Origin of the sequence: Haloferax marisrubri, from assembly GCF_001469875.2 — an archaeon.
Lineage (GTDB): Archaea > Halobacteriota > Halobacteria > Halobacteriales > Haloferacaceae > Haloferax > Haloferax marisrubri.
Map to the genome: position 1 here is coordinate 131,688 of NZ_LOPW02000018.1, position 17,358 is coordinate 149,045.

The window sequence follows — 17,358 nt, forward strand, 5'->3', positions numbered from 1 at the left end:
AATTCATCGCTGATGGCGGACGCTCCGCCATGGCCGGACAACTGTCCCCTTCGAGCGTCAGATCATCCGATAGACTTCGTCCATCCAACTGTCGTCGGTCTCGACGGTGATGCCGCTCATGAGCTCCGCCCAGTCGGCTTGTGCCTCGCTGTTGTCCATCACCTCTTGGATGGCCTCCGGGTCGTCGACCTCCATGAAGCCGAAGACGTGGCCGTCCTTCTCGAAGACGCTGTAGGTCTGTAGCCCGGCGTCGGAGTCCAGGTAGGCGGATTCGAGCGCCTCGGGGACGTTCTCGTGTTTCGTTCGGTACTCCTCTCGCTTGCCGTCCTTTATCTCAAGGTGGAACGCGATTCGCGCCATACGACCCCCGATTCGACGGCACCCGTCTTAGCTCTTCGGCGGGTAAGATTTAGTACGGGGTCGCCCGTCATCGACTGTAATGATAGATACCCACACCCACGCGTGGGGAGCCGCGAGCCCGGAGCATCCGTGGACCAACGGCCCCATCTTGGACCTCGTGGACAGCTTCGACGTGCACACCGTCTACACCGCCGAGCGCCTGCTCGCCGACATGGACCGAAACGGCGTGGACGAGGCGGTCGTCGTGGGCTACCCTATCTGCGACTGGACGGACAACTGGTACACCCGACGGGTCGCCGCCGAGTACGACCGACTCCACGGCATCGTGATGCTCGACCCCTTCGCCGACGACGCCGTCGAGCGCCTCGACCGCTGCATGGAGACCGACGGCGTCCTCGGCTTCCGACTCGGCGCTGCCTGCCCGTACGACCGGATGTGGGAGACGTTCGACCCGAGCGTGACGTGGCTCCGAGAGAGCATCGAGGAGACCGCCTTCTGGGAGGCCGCGGTCGAACACGACGCCGCCGTCCAGATTCTCTGCGACCACGGCCAACTCGACCAGGCGCTCGACCTCGTCGAGGCGTATCCCGAACTCACCTACCTGTTCGACCACTTCGCTCACGCCGGCCCCGAGACGCCCACCGACGAGGGCACGTTCAGCCGGTTCGCCGACCTCGCGGAACACGACTCGGTCGCGGTGAAGGTCTCGGAAATCGTCCACATGTCGGACTCGGCGTTCCCCTACGTCGACATGCACGACCACGTCCGGTGGCTCCTCGACACCTTCGGGCGCGAGCGGGTCGTCTGGGGCTCGGACTACCCCAACGTCAGCGACGTCGCCAGCTACGCCGAGGCGTGTAACTGGCTCAAGCAGGTCGACTCGCTGTCGGAGGCCGACCGGTCGTGGCTGACCGGGAAGTCGTTCCGGCGGCACGTCGACCTCGGGTGAGCCGCCGTCTTATGGTTCGTGCTGGCGGACGCGGGGCGTGTCGCCGGATATAGCCGACAGCTCGCCCCGTGTAGCCGCGGCTTCAGCCGCGCTATCACCGAAATTCTCCGCCCGCACCCAAACATATTAATCGGTGTGTTCACATGGTGTAAACGAGACGAACCCACACGGTTATTCGCAACTATGAAAGCCATTATTCAGACCGGGCCGCGCTCGGTAGAGACACAGGAGCGAGAGGTCCCCACCCCCAGTGCAGACGAACTGCTCATCAAGGTCCACACGGCGGGCCTCTGCGGCAGCGACGCCCACGCCTACAAGTACGACGGCGGCTACGAGTGGATTCCCATCCCGCGTATCATGGGCCACGAGTACTCCGGGACGGTCGCCGAGGTCGGCGGGAACGTCGAGACGTTCGAGGTCGGCGACAAGGTCGTCGAGGAGCCGATTCACGACTGCGGTCACTGCTTCCAGTGTCAGAACGGCCAGCCGAACGTCTGCCAGAACTTCTCCATCACGGGCATGCACCGCGACGGCGCGTACACGGAGTACGTCACCGTCGCGCCCGAGCACGTCCACGCGGTGCCCGAGGGCGTTCCCCTCCGGCACGCCGCCATCACCGAGCCGACGAGCATCGCCACGCGCGCGGTCCTCGACCAGTCGGTGACGACCCCCGGCGACAACGTCCTCGTTGAGGGGCCGGGCCCCATCGGCATGCTCGTCGCCGCCGTCGCCGACTCCCTCGGCGCGAACGTCGTCGTCTCCGGGCTCGGACAGGACGCGGCGTATCGCCTCCCGCTGCTCGAAGACCTCGGCATCGACACGGTGAACCTCCAGGAGGAAGACGGCCTCGACGAGCGGGTCGAGAGCCAGACCGACGGCATCGGTTTCGACGTGGTCTTCGACGCGACGGGCCACCACAGCGGCGTCGTCTCCGGGAACGACGTGGTCCGCAAGGGCGGCCAAATCGTCGTCGTCGGCATCCCGAACTCCCCGAGCGAGCTCAGCCTCACGTCGACCGTCCGCGGCGAAGTCGACATCAACACCTCCTACGGCTCGACGTGGACCAACTTCGAGCAGGCGCTTCGCCTGATGGAGCGCGGCGAAATCGCGGTCGACAAGATTCTCGACACCTCCTACAGCGTCGACGACCCGGCCGAGGCGTTCGAGGCGTTCCTCGACTCGGAGACCTGCAAGCCGGTCTTCCAGTTCGACGGCTGAAGCGACACGACAACAGGCACCCCACCGAGGCGGCGCCGCCGCGTCACCGACCGATTCGGGTCTCACCGACCGACTGACGGCGGGCCGACCGACCGACGAACCAGCGACCTCTCCGGGCCACAGGTCGCCCAACGACAGAAACTATTTTACCCGTGCCGATTGGATGTGAGGTCGTACCAAACAAATCATGGAGATTACAGACATCTCAGCGACGAAAATCAGTAACGAGTCGTGGGGCGAGTTCATCGAATTCCCGCTCGTCACCATCATGTCGAAGTACGACGAGTACCGTAACGTCGACGGCGAGAACCCGCAGGCCCGCCGCAAGTGGATGGGCCCCGTGGGCGACGTGGTCGTCGAGGTCGAGACGGACGCGGGCATCACCGGCGTCGGCGTCGGCAACTGGGGAACCGGTGCCATCGCCACCGTCGTCGAGGAGACGCTCTCGAAAATCGTCGTCGGCGAGGACCCGATGCAGCGCGAACTGCTCTGGGAACAGATGTACCGCGCCACGCTCCCGTTCGGCCGAAAGGGCGTCGCCGTCATGGCCATCAGCGCGGTCGACCAGGCGCTGTGGGACATCGCCGGGAAGGACGCCGGCAAGCCGGTGTACGAACTGCTCGGCGGCCCCACCAAAGACGAGATTCCCGCCTACGCGTCGAACCTCCACCCCGTCGACATGGAGACACTCGAGCGCGAGGCCATCCAGTACGTCGAGGAGGGCTTCGACGCGATGAAGCTCCGCTTCCTCCACGGCCCCGAGGACGGCCGCGCGGGCATGAAGAAGAACGAGGAAATCGTCGCGACGGTCCGCGACGCCGTCGGCGACGAAATCGAAATCGCGGGCGACGCCTACATGGGCTGGTCGGTCAAGTACGCCAAGGAGATGACCCAGCGCCTCGGCAAGTACGACATGGCGTGGGTCGAGGAGCCGGTCATCGCCGACGACATCTCCGGCTACGCCGAGGTCCGCGAGGCCGCGCCGATGCCGATTTCGGGCGGCGAACACGAGTTCACCCGCTGGGGCCACGAGGACCTCCTCGAGGAGGGCGCGGTCGACATCCTCCAGCCCGACGTGGGTCGCGTCGGCGGCATCACGGAGCTGCAGAAAGTCGCCGACATGGCCGAAGTCCACGACGTGCCAGTCATCCCGCACGCCGGCACGAACCCGACGCTTCACGCCATCGCCGGGCACACGAACATGCCGATGGCGGAGTACTTCCCGACCCCCGAGTGGTTCGAGGAGCGCCAGGAGAAACGCGAGTCGACCTACGCCGACGCCATCTTCCAGAACCCGCCGTCGCCCGAAAACGGGTCGATTCCGCTCCCTGACGAACCCGGTGTCAGCACCCAACTGAACCGCGAGGCGCTCGAACACTTCGCCATCGAGTAACGATGTCTGACATCAGCTTCGAGTACAACGTCCCCGTCTTCGCCGGCGCGCCCGACGAGGGGACCGAGCCGACGCACCGCGACACCCCGGAGTACGAGGCGCTCGACTGGGAGACGACCAAGATGGGCGTCCAGAAGGCGGAGGAACTCGGCTTCGACGCGGTGTGGGCACCCGACCACCTGCTGTTGGGCCGCGACCACGCCGAGTACGAGTGCTGGACGCTGCTGTCGGCCATCGCCGGTTTCACCGAGGACATCAACCTCGGCTCGCTCGTCCTCTGTAACGACTACCGCAACCCGGCGCTCGTCGCCAAGATGGCGGCCACGCTCGACGTGATTTCCGACGGGCGGCTGGAACTCGGCCTCGGCGCGGGCTGGCACGAACCGGAGTACGACGCCTACGGCTGGGAGTACCGCGACGGCTTCGAGCGCCTGATGCGGCTCGACGAGTCCATCCGCCTCATGAAGCGCATGTGGGCCGCCGGGACCGACGGCGCGAGCTTCGACGGGAAGCACTACCAGATAGAGGACGCTTACTGCGTCCCCGGGCCCGTACAGGACCCCCACCCGCCCATCCTCGTCGGCGGGCAGGGCGAGGAGGTCACGCTCAAACTCGTCGCCAAGCACGCCGACGTGTGGAACACCGACGTGTTCAACGGCGACGTGGAGACGCTCGAACACAAAATCGGCGTCATCGAAGACCACTGCGAGACCGTCGGCCGCGACCCCGACGAAATCGAGTACTCGTGGGACGGCCACGTCATCTGCACGCGCGACGAGGAGAAGTTCGACCGCCTGCTCGACCTGATGACGCCCATCCAGTTCGAAGAGGAGTATCAGGACCAAGCGCCCATCGTGACCGAGGAAGACGCTCGGGAGTACTTCATCATGGGAACGCCCGAGGAGTGCGCGGAGGCCATCGAGCGCCGCATCGACGCGGGCGTGACGAAGTTCCAAGGCTGGTTCATCGACTTCCCCGACACCGACGGGATGGAACTGTTCGCGGACGAAGTCATCCCGCAGTTCAGCTGAACTCGCAGGCCGCGTTCAACTATTTTCCCGCGGCGTCCCGGAGCTAACCACAGAAGTATTGGTGACGCGTAGTGGAGAAGGTGTATGAAATACGCTGATACGGTGGTGCGGGCCACGCGGTTGCTGGTACGCAATCCGTTCGCGGTCCTCCTCGTGAGCATCGCCACCACTGTTTCCATGGTGCCGCTCGTAAGCGGCGTCGCGCTCGGCGGGGTCGCGGGGGGTCTCGTCGGACTCTGGACATCCTCTATGCTACTCGGATTTGTCGCCGTCGGCGGGGCACGGCTGTTCGTCGTCGTCGTCGAGCGCGAGGTGTCTTTGGGTACGGGTTACTTCTGGAGCGGAATTCGCGCCGGGAAGCGGATGGCTCCAGTCATCGGCTTCGGTACGTTCGTCGTCGCGTTCGGTGCGCTCCTCCTCGCCTCGAATCCGCTCGACGGTATCGCGGGGATGAGCGTCGCGATGCTCGGCGTCTATCTCCTCTTGGCCTGGTACGTCCTCGTCATGTACTCGCTCACACTGTGGGCGTCTTCGGACCAGCCAGTCGACGTGAGAGACACCTTTGTCGGCGGCGGACGGCTCATCTTGGAGCGGCCGGTGTCGGCTGGTTGGCTCCTCGTCCAGACGGTCGGCTGGACGCTGCTCTCGATACCGCTTTTCGTCGCGCCGGTCCTCCTCCTCCCGGGATTCGTTCAACTCATCGGGACGGCGATTATCACCCGCGCGATGGAGGAGTGAACGGACTCCGCGGTACCGCGGGTCGCACAGCGGGGACTGATCCTGTTAGTGACCACGAAGAAATCGTTACTACATTTTAGATAATTTTATATGCGGCCATCACATTAGCCTATACTATGTCACACAGTAACAGCAATGGGGGCGGTGACAGCGGTGCAGGCAGTTCCCGTTCAGGCGGTAGGAAGCGACTGACTCGTCGTAACTGGATTAAAGCTGCAGGCGCTGCTGGCATCGCGGGACTCGCTGGGTGTGCTGGGGGCGGCGGCAGCAACGACGGAGGCGGTAGTGACTCCGGCGGCGAGGGCACGACCACCGGTGACTCGGACGACGTCACCACGATCGAACTCTGGCGCTGGCCGCACTCGACGGAACCGTCGAATGCCGGCGAAGACGAGATTGTAAAGCTCTTCAACGAGGGCCCGGGCGCAGAACAGGGTATTCGAGTCAAGCAGGTGAAAAACCCGTTCGGAGACCACCAGACGAAGGTCAAGACGGCCATCGGGAGCAAGTCTGCGCCCGACATCGCCTGGACCTTCACCGAGCAGTACTACGACACCGCCGGGAAGGACCGAAGCACCATCGAATCAGAGGCACCGTACGTCTACATCGACGACTACGTCAGCGACGACTGGCTCGGTGACTTCTACGAGAAAGAACTGAGCGACCAGCGGGCGCAGTTCGGTGGCATCGTGGGCGCTCCGTTCGTCTCCGGGCTTCAGCCCGGGCTCATGTACCTGAACGTCGACGCGTGGGAGGCCGCGGGTCTGGGTGAGGTCCCCACTGATTCGTGGAGCTACGAGGAGTACCTCGAAGCCGTCGAAGCGATGCACGGCGTCGAAGCCAACGGTTCGACCGTCAGCGGAGTCGGTATCGGGCTCAAAGACGCCACGTCCTCCGAGTGGAGTAACTTCCCGGGCACCATCGGCGTCACCGCAGGAAGTCTCATCGGAAACGGCTACCGGCGTGAGGACGACAGCTACGCGCTGACGATGGCGTCCGACCCCGAACTCGAAGCGTGGAACGAGATGTTCGGAAAGCCGCTCGCGAACGGCTGGACGAACAACCCGCTTTCGTACGACTACCTCGAAACGCAGGAGCCGTTCGTGGGCGGCCAGATCGGCCTGCTGCACCACGCCACGTTCTCTCGCGTCCAGTTCGGCCAAGAAGCAGACTTCAACTGGACGATCATCCCCTACCCGACCAAGGGTGGCAACGAGAACTACTCGGTGTACTCCGCGGGCCTCGGCGTGCTCGTCACCATGACGGCGTTCAAAGAGGAAGTCGGTGGCAACCCCGAAGCGGCCGCCGAGTTCATCAAATTCCGCAACAACGCGCGGAACCAGTACCGGTGGTTCAACACCTCCTCGCAGGCGATTCCGAACAAGGGTGCCTACGAGCTGATGAACAGCGAGGGCGTTTCCGACTTCGTCGAGGAAACCGGTGGAAAGGACATTATGGACCGCGCGGACACCGCGTACTCCGAGTACGAGTCGGTTCGCGAGGCCATCAAGAGCCGGTACCCCGACATCAAGACGACCGAAGACGGCGCACCGGTGACCAACGTCCCGACCGGTATCGCCAGCGGTCGAGTCGGCGAAGCGCTGGGCGGGATGCTGCAGCGACTCGCACAGAACGGCAATTCGAACCCCAAGGAGGCGTACACGCAGGCTGAGGGTCAGTGGGCCGACCTCATCGTGCAGGCTGATGACACCGAGTTCGCCGAGGAGAGCCGCGGTTACAACAAGCCTGAGCCGAAAGCGGGTCCCATCTGAGCGCCCCGTGAAATAAGGCTCACAATTTAATTAATTCGAACCACATCCTGTACTCACATGACATCAGATTCCGAGTCAGAATCGGCTATTTACGCTTCTGAGCGCTCTGACACGAGGTCGTTTAGCCTCGATTCTCTCAGCCTCAGTCAGCAGGAGTCCATCGAGGGATGGCTCTTCGTACTCCCGAAGCTCGCTATCCTACTGTTCGTTATCGGCTTCCCGATGGCGTTCGGTATCTACCTGAGCTTCACCGAATCGACGCTCCTGAACTTACCCGGCGAGTTCGTCGGACTCGAGAACTACCAGTGGCTGGTGAACTATCCGGTCTGGTGGACGTCGGTGAAGAACGTGCTCATCATGAGCGCGGTGAAGATACCGACGAACATCTTCTTCTCGTTCACCGCGGCGCTACTGCTCAGAGAGAAACTGAAAGGCAGCAACCTCTACCGGATCGCCTTCATCGTCCCCGTCGCGGGGCCACCGGTTATCTGGGCGATCGTCTGGCGGCTCATGCTGTTCTCCAACGAGGGTGGGATAGCCAACGCGATTCTCCTCGAACTGGGTGCGATTAGCCAGTACATCCCGTTCCTGACTAACGTGACGTACGCGCTCCCGTCTGTCATCATGTCCCAGATATGGTCGTTCGGGCTCTCGATGCTCATCTACATGGCCGCGCTTTCGGGGCTTCCCTCGTCAGTTATGGAGTCCGCATCGATGGACGGCGCGAACAAGTACCAGAAGGTACGGTACATCATCTGGCCGCTGATGAAGCCGACGACGCTGTTCCTCGTCGTGATTCAGCTGATAGAAGTCACCAAAGTCGGATTCGCGTCCGTGTTCGTGATGACCGGCGGTGGCCCGCTGAACTCGACGATGGTACCGTCGTTCTTAGTGTACGAACTCGCGTTCCGGTACAACGAGTTCGGCCACGCGTCCGCGGTGGCAGTCGGGATGTTCCTCATCACCGCCTTCATCGCGCTGGTCCTCTACAAACCCCTGCAGAGCAACGCGGAGTACTACCAATGAACACCACAGCCATTCACGCGTCCGCATCGGAGGTGCGTAACTGATGAGCGGAACGCACGACACGATATTCGAAGAACCGGACACGACGCAGGGCCGCCTCGAGCGACTGGGCGCGCACGCGTACCTGATCGTCATCGCGCTCCTCACCGCGGGACCGTACCTGATCATGGTCTCCATCTCGCTCATGGGTAACGGTTGGAACCCGGTCGTTCCGCCGAAATTAATCCCTGAAGCGGTGAGCCTGCAGAACTACATCGACGTCTGGGCCGGACAGACCGCGCTCCTGGACCAGCCGTTCTCCGGGTTCTTCATCAACTCGCTCATCTACGCGGTCGGCGCGACGCTGACCGTGCTCGTGGTCGACACGCTCGCCGGCTACGCCTTCGCGCGGCTCGAATTCGCCGGGAGAGACATCAGTTTCCTCGCTGTCATCGCGACGCTGATGATCTCGCCGATGATTCTGTTCGTCCCGCTCTACACGTGGTTCAACCAGTTCGGACTGGTAAACACCAGAATCGGTGTCATCCTGCCGCACACGTTCACCGGCTTCGGGGTCTTCCTGATGCGTCAGTTCATCAAGACTCTTCCATCCGACCTCGAGGACGCGGCCCTCATCGACGGCTGTTCCCGGTTCGGCGTGTTCTGGCGCGTCGTCATCCCGATGATGAAACCGGCGCTCGTGACGCTCGGCATCATCACGTTCATCACCGTCTGGAACTCGTTCCTCTGGCCGCTCGTCTTGGCCCGGGACTCCGCCCTGTACAACCTTCCCGTCGCACTCGGGTTCTTCCAGGGTCGGACGAGCACGCTGTGGGCACCGCTGATGGCGGCCACGGCGATTACACTCGTCCCGATGGTCATCCTGTTCATCTCGATGCAGAAGTACTACGTCAGGGGCTTCACCATCGGCGGCATCAAGGGGTAACACCCGACTAGCCGCTCGACTTTCTACTCTTTCGCGGTGTTACGCCTTCTTGCTCCCAGATCGTCGCGACGGAATCCGTCTGAGCGACTCGCCTTTTGACGCTCTCCGACTCCGCCCGAGACAGTCTGCTCTATTCGCTTCCGTCCGCACGTTCGAGGCGTGTCTTGTCCGCCAACTGAGTCGGTGGCTCGCTTCTGGCCGCACCGTCCCGACTGTGTTCACGGCGGTTCTATCTTCTATGGAGACTTCGAGTTGACTTCGAGAAGTAGTGCGCCCCGGCTCGGGGCGGTAGACGACTAGTAATCCAGAGACAAGCGAGTTACTCCGTCGTTTCGTTGAAAATTAGCGTCCGGTTTCAGGCTTCCGTGGTCTCGGAGGCCGTCAGATCTTCTGCTGGGTACTCTTCATCGGTGGGCTCCCCTCGGGTGACAATCGAGTTCCCGGTTTCCCTGTCGAAGACGTGAATCTCCGCGGCGGGCAGCGCGATTGTGACTTGGTCACCGGGTTTAATCTCGGTGTTGCGGTCGACGCTTATCGTGACTTCCGAACCGCCGAACTCGGTGTAGAGATACGTCACGTCGCCCAGCGGTTCGACGACGTTGACCTCGACGCTGAACGAGTCCGGATGCTCAACTGCCTCTTCGCCGCTCAGGATTTCCTCGGGGCGGATTCCAAGTACGAACTCCGAGTTGTGACCTGCGAGCGCGCTCTCGATCGACTCGGGAAGTGTCACGGCGAAGTCGTCGGTACTGAGTTCGCCGCCGCCCAGCGCGACGTCGAAGAAGTTCATGCTGGGTGAGCCGATGAAGCCGGCGACGAACTGGTTTGCGGGCTCTTGGTAACACTCGGCGGGCGTACCGATCTGCTGGAGTTCGCCGTCGTTGAGAATGGCGATGCGGTCTCCCATGGTCATCGCCTCGGTCTGGTCGTGCGTGACGTAGATGGTCGTCACGTCGAGGTCCTGCTGGAGGTCTTGGAGCTCCGTCCGCATCGTCGTCCGGAGCTTCGCGTCGAGGTTCGAAAGCGGCTCGTCCATCAGGAACACTTCGGGGTCCCGGACGATGGCGCGGCCGAGGGCGACGCGCTGTTGTTGGCCGCCGGAGAGCTCGCCCGGCTTCTTTTCGAGCAGGCCTTCGATGCCCATCAGCTCCGACGCGTTGCGGACGCGCTCGTCGATCTCGTCGGCCGGCATCTCAGTCGTCATCTTGAGGCCGAACGACATGTTCTCGCGAGCGGTCATGTGTGGGTACAGCGCGTACGACTGGAACACCATCGCCATGTTCCGGTCCTTCGGTTTCCGCTGGGTGACCGGCGCACCGTCGAGGACGATGTCGCCGCTCGTCGGCTGTTCTAACCCTGCGATCATGCGGAGTGTGGTAGACTTCCCGCAGCCCGATGGTCCGACGAGGATGAGGAATTCACCGTCTTCGATTTCGATATCGAGGTCGTCGACGGCGACAACGTGGTTCTCACCCTCACCGAACTCTTTCGTGATATGCTCTAGTGCAAGCTGTCCCATGGATACCTGTGTATGTCTGCCATGGACATTAATGCTTTTCCCTATTACGATGATACGAGTTAATTTTCGGAACCCCGAGAAACCGGCGCGTGGTGTCGGTGCAAAGACTTAATTCGAATCCAACGAACTCGGTAGGCATGGCTGAACGTTCCGCGAGAGAACTCCACTCTCCTCCGAGTCGTCTTCGCGTCGAGTACGAACCGTCCCCGGCCAACGTTGACCCGACCGGCCAGCCGCGGTTCTCTTGGCGCGTCGAAACCGACCGCAGGGGCGCGAGCCAGCACGCGTATCGCGTCGTCGTCGCTCACGACCGCGTCGACGCGGAAGACGGGAACGGGACGATGTGGGACTCCGGCCGGGTCGATTCGTCGCAGTCGACGAACGTCCGCTATCGGGGCCCTCGGCTCTCTCCCGACGACACATACTACTGGTCGGTGAAGCTCTGGACGGACACAGGAGAGACCGAGTGGGCCGGAGCAGCGCAGTTTTCGACCGCGCTCGACCCCGAAAGCTGGCGCGGCGAGTGGATCAGTCACCAACCGGACGGCGGGGACTCGAACGGGTGGCGGAGCCAGTGGCGAGACGACGACTGGGACGGCGAGGAGTGGGTTCAGGTCGACCTCGGTTCGGAGCGCTCGGTGGACTCCATCGAACTCCACCCGGCGGAACCGATCGATATCATTCGGATGCCGGACGACACGGCCGTCACTCAATCGTGGCGCGAGAACCCCCTCGCGGCCTTCGGCTTCCCCGACGCGTATCGAATCGAGGTCGCTGCCGACCGCGACTTCGAGGACTCGACGGTCGTGGCGGACGTTACTGACACTACTGAAGTCGTGACCGACGGACCGGGCCGAAACGCCGGTAACGAGACCGTCTCGACGGCTTCGCACGGCGGCCTGAACGTCGAGGGACGGTACGTCAGAGTCACGGCAACGGACCTCTGTACCGTCGGCCCGTCGTCTGAACCCATCTTCCGAGACGAGGTCAAAGAGCGACAGTCACAGCGCGTCGAGACGTGGCAGTGTTTCGCGCTCGCGGCCCTCGGGGTTCGAGACTCGTCTGGGACTGACCTCGCTCGCGGGTGTCCCGTCGACGCGTCATCGTCTGCTGACTCCGATACGTGGGGTCGGAGCCACCTCGTCAACGGTCACTCGACCTCTCGAACCGCGTCGTCCTCCCCACTCTTGCGGACCGAATTCGCTCTCGACGCGCCCGTCGAGTCGGCGCAGATTCACGTCGCCGCCGTCGGCTACGGTGAACTCCACGTCAACGGCGACCGCATCGGCGACCGCGAACTCGACCCCGCGTGGACGGACTACGAACGCCGCGTCCTCTACTCGAGTTACGACATCTCCGACGAACTCACCGAGGGGAAGAACGCCATCGGACTGTGGCTCGGCCGCGGGTGGTTCTCGAAGACGCACGCGTACTGGCTGAGCGACGGGTCGCCGAGAGGTCGCATCACACTCTCCGTCGAACTCGAAGACGGTACGCAACGCCGGCTCGCGACGGACGAAAACTGGCGTGCGTCATCGAGCCCGATCGTAGAGAACGACCTTTACAACGGCGAGAGATACGATGCACGACAGGAACCGTCGGGCTGGCAATCTCCTGGGTTCGACGACTCCGAGTGGGACTGCGCCGCCGCGGTTCGCCCCCCAGGTGGGACGCTCCGACCGGAGCGAATCAACCCGATGGGCGTCGTCGACACGCTGGACGTGGAGGCGGTTCACGACCACCCCGAGGGCCCCATTCTCGACTTCGGACAGAACCTCACCGGCTGGTTGGAACTCACGGTTCGCGACCCCGACGCCGGCGACGAAATCGAGCTTCACCACGCCGAAGCCCTCACCGAAGACGGGAGCCTCTCCACGACTGACCTCCGAACCGCCGACGCGACTGACGTCTACGTCGCCCGTGGGGACGCCACGGAGACGTACGAACCGCGCTTCACGTACCACGGCTTCCGATACGCGCAGGTCGTCGGGTACCCCGGCGACTTCGACCCGGCAGACGTGACGGCGAAAGTCGTCCACACGGCCATGGACCGACGGGGCTCGTTCGCCTGCTCGAACGAGGACCTGAACCAACTCCAGCACAACTCCGTGTGGGGGCTCCGCGGGAACACGCACTCGATTCCCGAGGACTGTCCGCAGCGCGACGAGCGATTCGGCTGGACCGGTGACGCCCACATCTCGACCCGGTCGCTGTTGTTCAACTTCGACGCCGTTCGGTTCGACGAGAAGTGGATTCGCGACCACGAGGACGTGGCGTCTCCCATGGGATACGTCCCGGACGTCATTCCGAACAAGGACCAAGAGGACCCCGCGGACCCGACGTGGTCGATTACCCGCGTGATGATTCCGTGGTATCTGTACCTCCACGACGGCGACGAGGGCATCCTCCGCGAGCAGTACGAAGGGATGCGCGACTACGTCGATTACTGGTACGGCGTGACCGAAGACGGAATCGTCCCCGACGACTACGGGAAGTTCGGCGACTGGCTCGCGTTCGAAAACACCGACGGCAGGCGCGGCCTCCCGCACGACCTGTACAACACGGCGTTCCTCTACCAGACGACCGACACCTTCGCGAAGATAGCCGAGACTATCGGCGTCGACGGTGACGCGACTCGGTACCGAGACCGAGCCGACCAAATCGCCGACCGATTCAACGACCGGTTCTTCGACGCGGACACCGGCGTCTACGGGCCGGGGACACAGTCTTCGTACGCCGTTCCGCTGTTCCTCGGGATGATTCCCGAGGAGTCGGTCGAGACGGTCGCGGCCAACCTCGCCGAGAAGGTTCGAGCGGACGGTGGAAAGCTCAAGACTGGGTTCCTCGGGACGCGTCCCATGATTCACACCCTCGCGCACCACGGCTACGCGGACCTCGCCTACGAGGTCGTGAGCCAACCGGAACAGCCCGGCTGGGTGTACATGGCGCGGAAGGGCGCGACGACGATGTGGGAGCGCTGGAACTCCGATGAGAGCGTCGGCTCCGGCATGAACTCGCTGAACCACTCTCCGTTTACGCACGTCTCCGAGTTCTTCTACGAGGTCCTCGCAGGCATTCGAATCGAAGAGACGCCCGTCTCGGAGCACGTGACAATCGAACCCGCGCTCGTCGACGATCTCGATTGGGTGTCCGCGAGCGTCGAGACGGGCACCGGCGAGCTCTCCGTCGAGTGGGAACGAGCCGACGACGGTCCGGGATACGCGCTCGCTGTGACGATTCCGTGGAACGGAAGCGCGACGGTTCGGCTCCCGGCCGCAGCGGACGCGACGGTGACGGAGTCCGGTGAAGACGTCGCACAGCGCGCACCGGATGGCATCCGAAGCGTCGAACGCGACGGTGACGAACTCGTCTTCGAGGTGGGCGCTGGCGGCTACTCGTTCTCGGTCAGCGAATAGCCTGCTCGCACCTGGCGCTTTTCTTTCGTATCTCTCGGATTCTCCCGGGAGGCGGACCTGGTTCCAACCGCTGACGGATGTGGTTCGTGCGTCCGTCTACGGGGTGAGTCGCGACCGAAGGGGTTCACTTCTTGATGCGGTTTCCTTCTATCTTTGAGTCCAGTGCTCTCGATGACGATTGCAGGGAACCATAGCCTAGGACCGGTGATCGATTTTGACTCGAAAACGGTTGTCGTCGCTCGTGGTACTGGTTTCTGCATGCTCACACCGGCCGACGCGTGGATTCGAATCTGGTTCGTCGGGCGCGCCCGTTTCGCGACCATCGACTTCCGGCCATAGCGGAAAGACATTTGAGGGATGAGGATTCATAACCAACTATGGCGAAGGACGTTCCGGTCAACGCGGTCAAAATCTCGCTCGAACTCGTCGACCTCCTGCGGGAACTCGACGGGGCGGGCGTCTCGGAGGTAGCCAAGCGGCTCGATAAGCCGACCAGCACGATTCACGACCACCTGCGGACGCTGGAGCAACAGGAGTACCTCGTCAAGGAGGGCGACACGTACTACGTCAGCACGCGGTTCCTCCAGTTGGGCGCTCACGCGCGGTCCCGCCAGAAGGTGTTCAAAATCGCCCGTCCCGAGATAAACGAGCTCGCGCAGGTGACCGGCGAGCACGCGAACCTGATGATAGAGGAACACGGCGTCGGCGTCTTCCTGTACCGGTCTCGGGGGCCCGACGCCGTCCGGCTGGACACCCATTCGGGGATGCGTGTTCCTCTGCAGACGACGGCCCTCGGAAAGTCTATCATGGCGAACCGGCCGCGAGAGGAAGTCGAGCGAATCCTCGACCGCCACGGGTTAGAGGCGGTGACGGACCGCTCCATCACGGACCGCGAGGAGCTGTTCGACGTATTGGAGGAGGTCCGCGAGCGCGGCTACTCGTACGACGACGAAGAGCGCGTCAAGGGCATGCGCTGTGTGGCCGCGCCGATACTCAACGAGGACGACTACGCCATCGCCGCCGTGAGCGTCTCGGGGCCGAAAAGCCGGATGCGCGAGGAGCGGTTCACCGAGGAACTGCCGAACCAGATTCTCAAGAGCGCGAACGTCATCGAGGTGAACCTGACGTACTCGTAGTCGGCGGGCCGCGGACCTATCCCCGCCGTCGCAATGCTGCGTAGAGCGCAACAGTTAGGTATCACGGTGTGGCATCGTGTAACGATGCAACTCGTTCGATACACCGCAGGCGGCGCCCCGGAGTGGGGTGCCCATCGCGACGGCGAGATCGTCCCGCTTTCCGGCCTCCGCGAAGACGTTACGGTCCAGAACCTGAACAGCCCCGGCTTCCTCACCGTCGTCGAGGACGCCGCGGACGCCGCCGAGGACCAGTCGGTCCCCGTCGAGGACGTGAAGCTCCTCGCGCCCGTCCCGCGCCCCGGCAAAATCGTCTGCGTCGGGCTCAACTATCACGACCACGCCGAAGAACAGGACGAAGAGGTTCCCGAACGTCCGCTCCTGTTCGGTAAGGCCGGCACGTCCGTCACGAACCCCGGCGACCCCATCGTTCACCCGGCGGCCATCGACGAGGTCGACTACGAGGTCGAACTCGGCGTCGTCATCGGCCAGACGGCCAAGAACGTGGACGCCGAGGACGCCTTCGACTACGTCGCGGGCTACACCGCCATCAACGACGTGAGCGGCCGCGACGCCCAGTTCGACGACGGCCAGTTCTTCCGCGGCAAGAGCTACGACACGTTCGCCCCGATGGGGCCGACGTTCGTCCCCGAGGCAGACCTCGACCCGCACAACCTCGACGTCGCCTGCCGCGTCAACGGCGAGACGAAACAGGAGTCCAACACCTCCGAGTTCATCTTCGGCGTCGACGAGGTCGTCGAGTATATCAGCAACATCACCACGCTCCGACCCGGCGACGTCATCTCCACCGGCACGCCCGGCGGCGTCGGCATCTTCCGCGACCCGCCGGAACTGCTCGCGCCGGGCGACAGCGTCGACGTGGAAATCGAGGGCATCGGCACGCTCACCAACCCGGTCGTCGCCGAGCGCGACGAGTAACCGGCCGCCGTACAGCGCAATTATTTATACGATATCCCGGTACTACCGACTATGAGCACGCACACAGACACCCGATTGAGAGACAGGCATATCGTCGTCACCGGCGGCGCGCGCGGCATCGGCCGCGGCATCGCGGTCCGCTGCGCCCGCGCGGGAGCCGACGTATCGATTTTCGACACGAAGCCCGAGGTGGCCGCGGAGACGGCCGAACTCGTCCGCGAGGAGGGCGGCGAGGCCGAGGTGTACGAGGTCGACGTGACGGACGCCACGGGCGTCGAAACCGCCGTCGACGCCGCGGTCGAGTCGCTCGGCGACATCCACGGCCTCGTGAACAACGCGGGCGTCCAGCAGGCCATCCCGCTTCTCGAAACGACCGAAGACGACTGGGACCTCCACTTCGAAGTGAACGCCAAGGGGACGTTCCTCGTCTCCAAGGCCGTCGCCGCCCGGATGGTCGACCGCGAAATCGAGGGCAGTATCGTCAACATCTCGTCGGTCGGCGCGGAGCGACCGTTCGCCGGTCAGGGCGCGTACGGCGCGTCGAAGGCGGCCGTGCTCGCCTTCACGACCGTGCTGGCGAAGGAACTGAGCGACCACGGCATCACCGTCAACGCGCTCAAGCCCGGCACCGTCGAGACGCCGATGGTCGAGGCGTGGCTCGACGAGCACGCCGAACAGTCGGGGAAGTCGCCGGACGAAATCCTCGCGGAGACGCTCGACGTACACATCCTCGACCGAATCGGCCAGCCCGAGGAAGTCGGCCACGTCGCGGTCCTGCTCCTCTCCGAGGAGGGTGACTGGATAACCGGCGAGTCCATCGCCGTCGACGGCGGCTACCTCAAACACTAGCCTTCGTCTCGACTGCTTCGGGAACTGTCCGAAGCGTCCGAGACCAGCGCTTTCAACGTCTCTATCTACATCTCGCGGTTTCTGCTACAG

14 protein-coding genes are annotated in these 17,358 nt (G+C 63.5%); 12 read left to right on the forward strand and 2 right to left on the reverse strand.

Annotated elements, in window-relative coordinates:
- Nucleotides 1-57: 57 nt before the first annotated feature.
- Nucleotides 58-360 (reverse strand): L-rhamnose mutarotase, encoded by a 303-nt coding sequence (locus tag AUR65_RS15525; RefSeq protein WP_004972034.1) that lies wholly within the window; start codon nt 358-360, stop codon nt 58-60.
- Between the two features lie 79 nt (nt 361-439).
- On the opposite strand from AUR65_RS15525, the gene rhcC reads away from it, so the two are divergent.
- The 8 genes from rhcC to AUR65_RS15565 all read left to right on the forward strand — a co-directional run bounded on the left by rhcC (nt 440) and on the right by AUR65_RS15565 (nt 9,412).
- Entirely contained in the window at nt 440-1,309 is an 870-nt protein-coding gene (gene rhcC, locus AUR65_RS15530) for an L-rhamnono-1,4-lactonase (protein WP_050460082.1), read from the forward strand.
- Between the two features lie 183 nt (nt 1,310-1,492).
- Nucleotides 1,493-2,527 carry a 2-keto-3-deoxy-L-rhamnonate dehydrogenase gene (rhcE, locus tag AUR65_RS15535; RefSeq protein ID WP_004972030.1) on the forward strand — a complete coding sequence of 345 codons (1,035 nt, stop codon included), beginning with the start codon at nt 1,493-1,495 and terminating at the stop codon, nt 2,525-2,527.
- 187 nt (nt 2,528-2,714) lie between these two features.
- The gene (gene rhcD, locus AUR65_RS15540) at nt 2,715-3,920 is read left to right on the forward strand and encodes an L-rhamnonate dehydratase (protein WP_058567758.1); all 1,206 of its coding nucleotides are present in this window, start codon (nt 2,715-2,717) and stop codon (nt 3,918-3,920) included.
- A gap of 2 nt (nt 3,921-3,922) precedes the next feature.
- Entirely contained in the window at nt 3,923-4,951 is a 1,029-nt protein-coding gene (locus tag AUR65_RS15545; RefSeq protein ID WP_004972027.1) for a TIGR03560 family F420-dependent LLM class oxidoreductase, read from the forward strand.
- A 249-nt stretch (nt 4,952-5,200) separates the two neighbouring features.
- Nucleotides 5,201-5,689 carry a hypothetical protein gene (locus AUR65_RS15550; protein ID WP_146047428.1) on the forward strand — a complete coding sequence of 163 codons (489 nt, stop codon included), beginning with the start codon at nt 5,201-5,203 and terminating at the stop codon, nt 5,687-5,689.
- 116 nt (nt 5,690-5,805) lie between these two features.
- Entirely contained in the window at nt 5,806-7,461 is a 1,656-nt protein-coding gene (locus AUR65_RS15555; RefSeq protein ID WP_084816472.1) for an ABC transporter substrate-binding protein, read from the forward strand.
- Nucleotides 7,462-7,518: 57 nt separating this feature from the next.
- Nucleotides 7,519-8,487: a carbohydrate ABC transporter permease gene (locus tag AUR65_RS15560; RefSeq protein ID WP_084816473.1), complete on the forward strand. Its 969-nt coding sequence runs from the start codon at nt 7,519-7,521 to the stop codon at nt 8,485-8,487.
- A gap of 43 nt (nt 8,488-8,530) precedes the next feature.
- A complete protein-coding gene (locus AUR65_RS15565; protein WP_058567762.1) occupies nt 8,531-9,412 on the forward strand; it encodes a carbohydrate ABC transporter permease in 882 nt (293 codons plus the stop codon).
- A 355-nt stretch (nt 9,413-9,767) separates the two neighbouring features.
- Here the strand turns inward: AUR65_RS15565 and AUR65_RS15570 are convergent, their stop codons facing one another.
- Nucleotides 9,768-10,931: an ABC transporter ATP-binding protein gene (locus AUR65_RS15570; protein ID WP_058567763.1), complete on the reverse strand. Its 1,164-nt coding sequence runs from the start codon at nt 10,929-10,931 to the stop codon at nt 9,768-9,770.
- 137 nt (nt 10,932-11,068) lie between these two features.
- Here AUR65_RS15570 and AUR65_RS15575 point away from each other — a divergent pair, with 137 nt between their 5' ends.
- From AUR65_RS15575 to rhcB, 4 genes are all read left to right on the forward strand, one after another.
- Nucleotides 11,069-14,347, forward strand: coding sequence for a family 78 glycoside hydrolase catalytic domain (locus AUR65_RS15575; protein ID WP_058567764.1), 3,279 nt, complete (start codon nt 11,069-11,071; stop codon nt 14,345-14,347).
- A 377-nt stretch (nt 14,348-14,724) separates the two neighbouring features.
- Nucleotides 14,725-15,483: an IclR family transcriptional regulator gene (locus AUR65_RS15580; RefSeq protein ID WP_058567765.1), complete on the forward strand. Its 759-nt coding sequence runs from the start codon at nt 14,725-14,727 to the stop codon at nt 15,481-15,483.
- Between the two features lie 84 nt (nt 15,484-15,567).
- Nucleotides 15,568-16,419: a 2,4-diketo-3-deoxy-L-rhamnonate hydrolase gene (gene rhcF / locus AUR65_RS15585; protein ID WP_058567766.1), complete on the forward strand. Its 852-nt coding sequence runs from the start codon at nt 15,568-15,570 to the stop codon at nt 16,417-16,419.
- Between the two features lie 51 nt (nt 16,420-16,470).
- Nucleotides 16,471-17,268: an L-rhamnose 1-dehydrogenase gene (rhcB, locus tag AUR65_RS15590; RefSeq protein ID WP_058567767.1), complete on the forward strand. Its 798-nt coding sequence runs from the start codon at nt 16,471-16,473 to the stop codon at nt 17,266-17,268.
- Nucleotides 17,269-17,358: the final 90 nt, after the last annotated feature.

Coding starts and splice junctions, on each gene's coding strand:
- AUR65_RS15560 (WP_084816473.1), top strand. CDS start 7,519: ATGACATCAGATTCCGAGTCAGAATCGGCTATTTACGCTTCTGAGCGC.
- AUR65_RS15555 (WP_084816472.1), top strand. CDS start 5,806: ATGTCACACAGTAACAGCAATGGGGGCGGTGACAGCGGTGCAGGCAGT.
- rhcC (WP_050460082.1), top strand. CDS start 440: ATGATAGATACCCACACCCACGCGTGGGGAGCCGCGAGCCCGGAGCAT.
- AUR65_RS15575 (WP_058567764.1), top strand. CDS start 11,069: ATGGCTGAACGTTCCGCGAGAGAACTCCACTCTCCTCCGAGTCGTCTT.
- rhcD (WP_058567758.1), top strand. CDS start 2,715: ATGGAGATTACAGACATCTCAGCGACGAAAATCAGTAACGAGTCGTGG.
- AUR65_RS15570 (WP_058567763.1), bottom strand. CDS start 10,931: ATGGGACAGCTTGCACTAGAGCATATCACGAAAGAGTTCGGTGAGGGT.
- AUR65_RS15525 (WP_004972034.1), bottom strand. CDS start 360: ATGGCGCGAATCGCGTTCCACCTTGAGATAAAGGACGGCAAGCGAGAG.
- rhcF (WP_058567766.1), top strand. CDS start 15,568: ATGCAACTCGTTCGATACACCGCAGGCGGCGCCCCGGAGTGGGGTGCC.
- AUR65_RS15565 (WP_058567762.1), top strand. CDS start 8,531: ATGAGCGGAACGCACGACACGATATTCGAAGAACCGGACACGACGCAG.
- rhcB (WP_058567767.1), top strand. CDS start 16,471: ATGAGCACGCACACAGACACCCGATTGAGAGACAGGCATATCGTCGTC.
- AUR65_RS15545 (WP_004972027.1), top strand. CDS start 3,923: ATGTCTGACATCAGCTTCGAGTACAACGTCCCCGTCTTCGCCGGCGCG.
- rhcE (WP_004972030.1), top strand. CDS start 1,493: ATGAAAGCCATTATTCAGACCGGGCCGCGCTCGGTAGAGACACAGGAG.
- AUR65_RS15580 (WP_058567765.1), top strand. CDS start 14,725: ATGGCGAAGGACGTTCCGGTCAACGCGGTCAAAATCTCGCTCGAACTC.
- AUR65_RS15550 (WP_146047428.1), top strand. CDS start 5,201: ATGCTACTCGGATTTGTCGCCGTCGGCGGGGCACGGCTGTTCGTCGTC.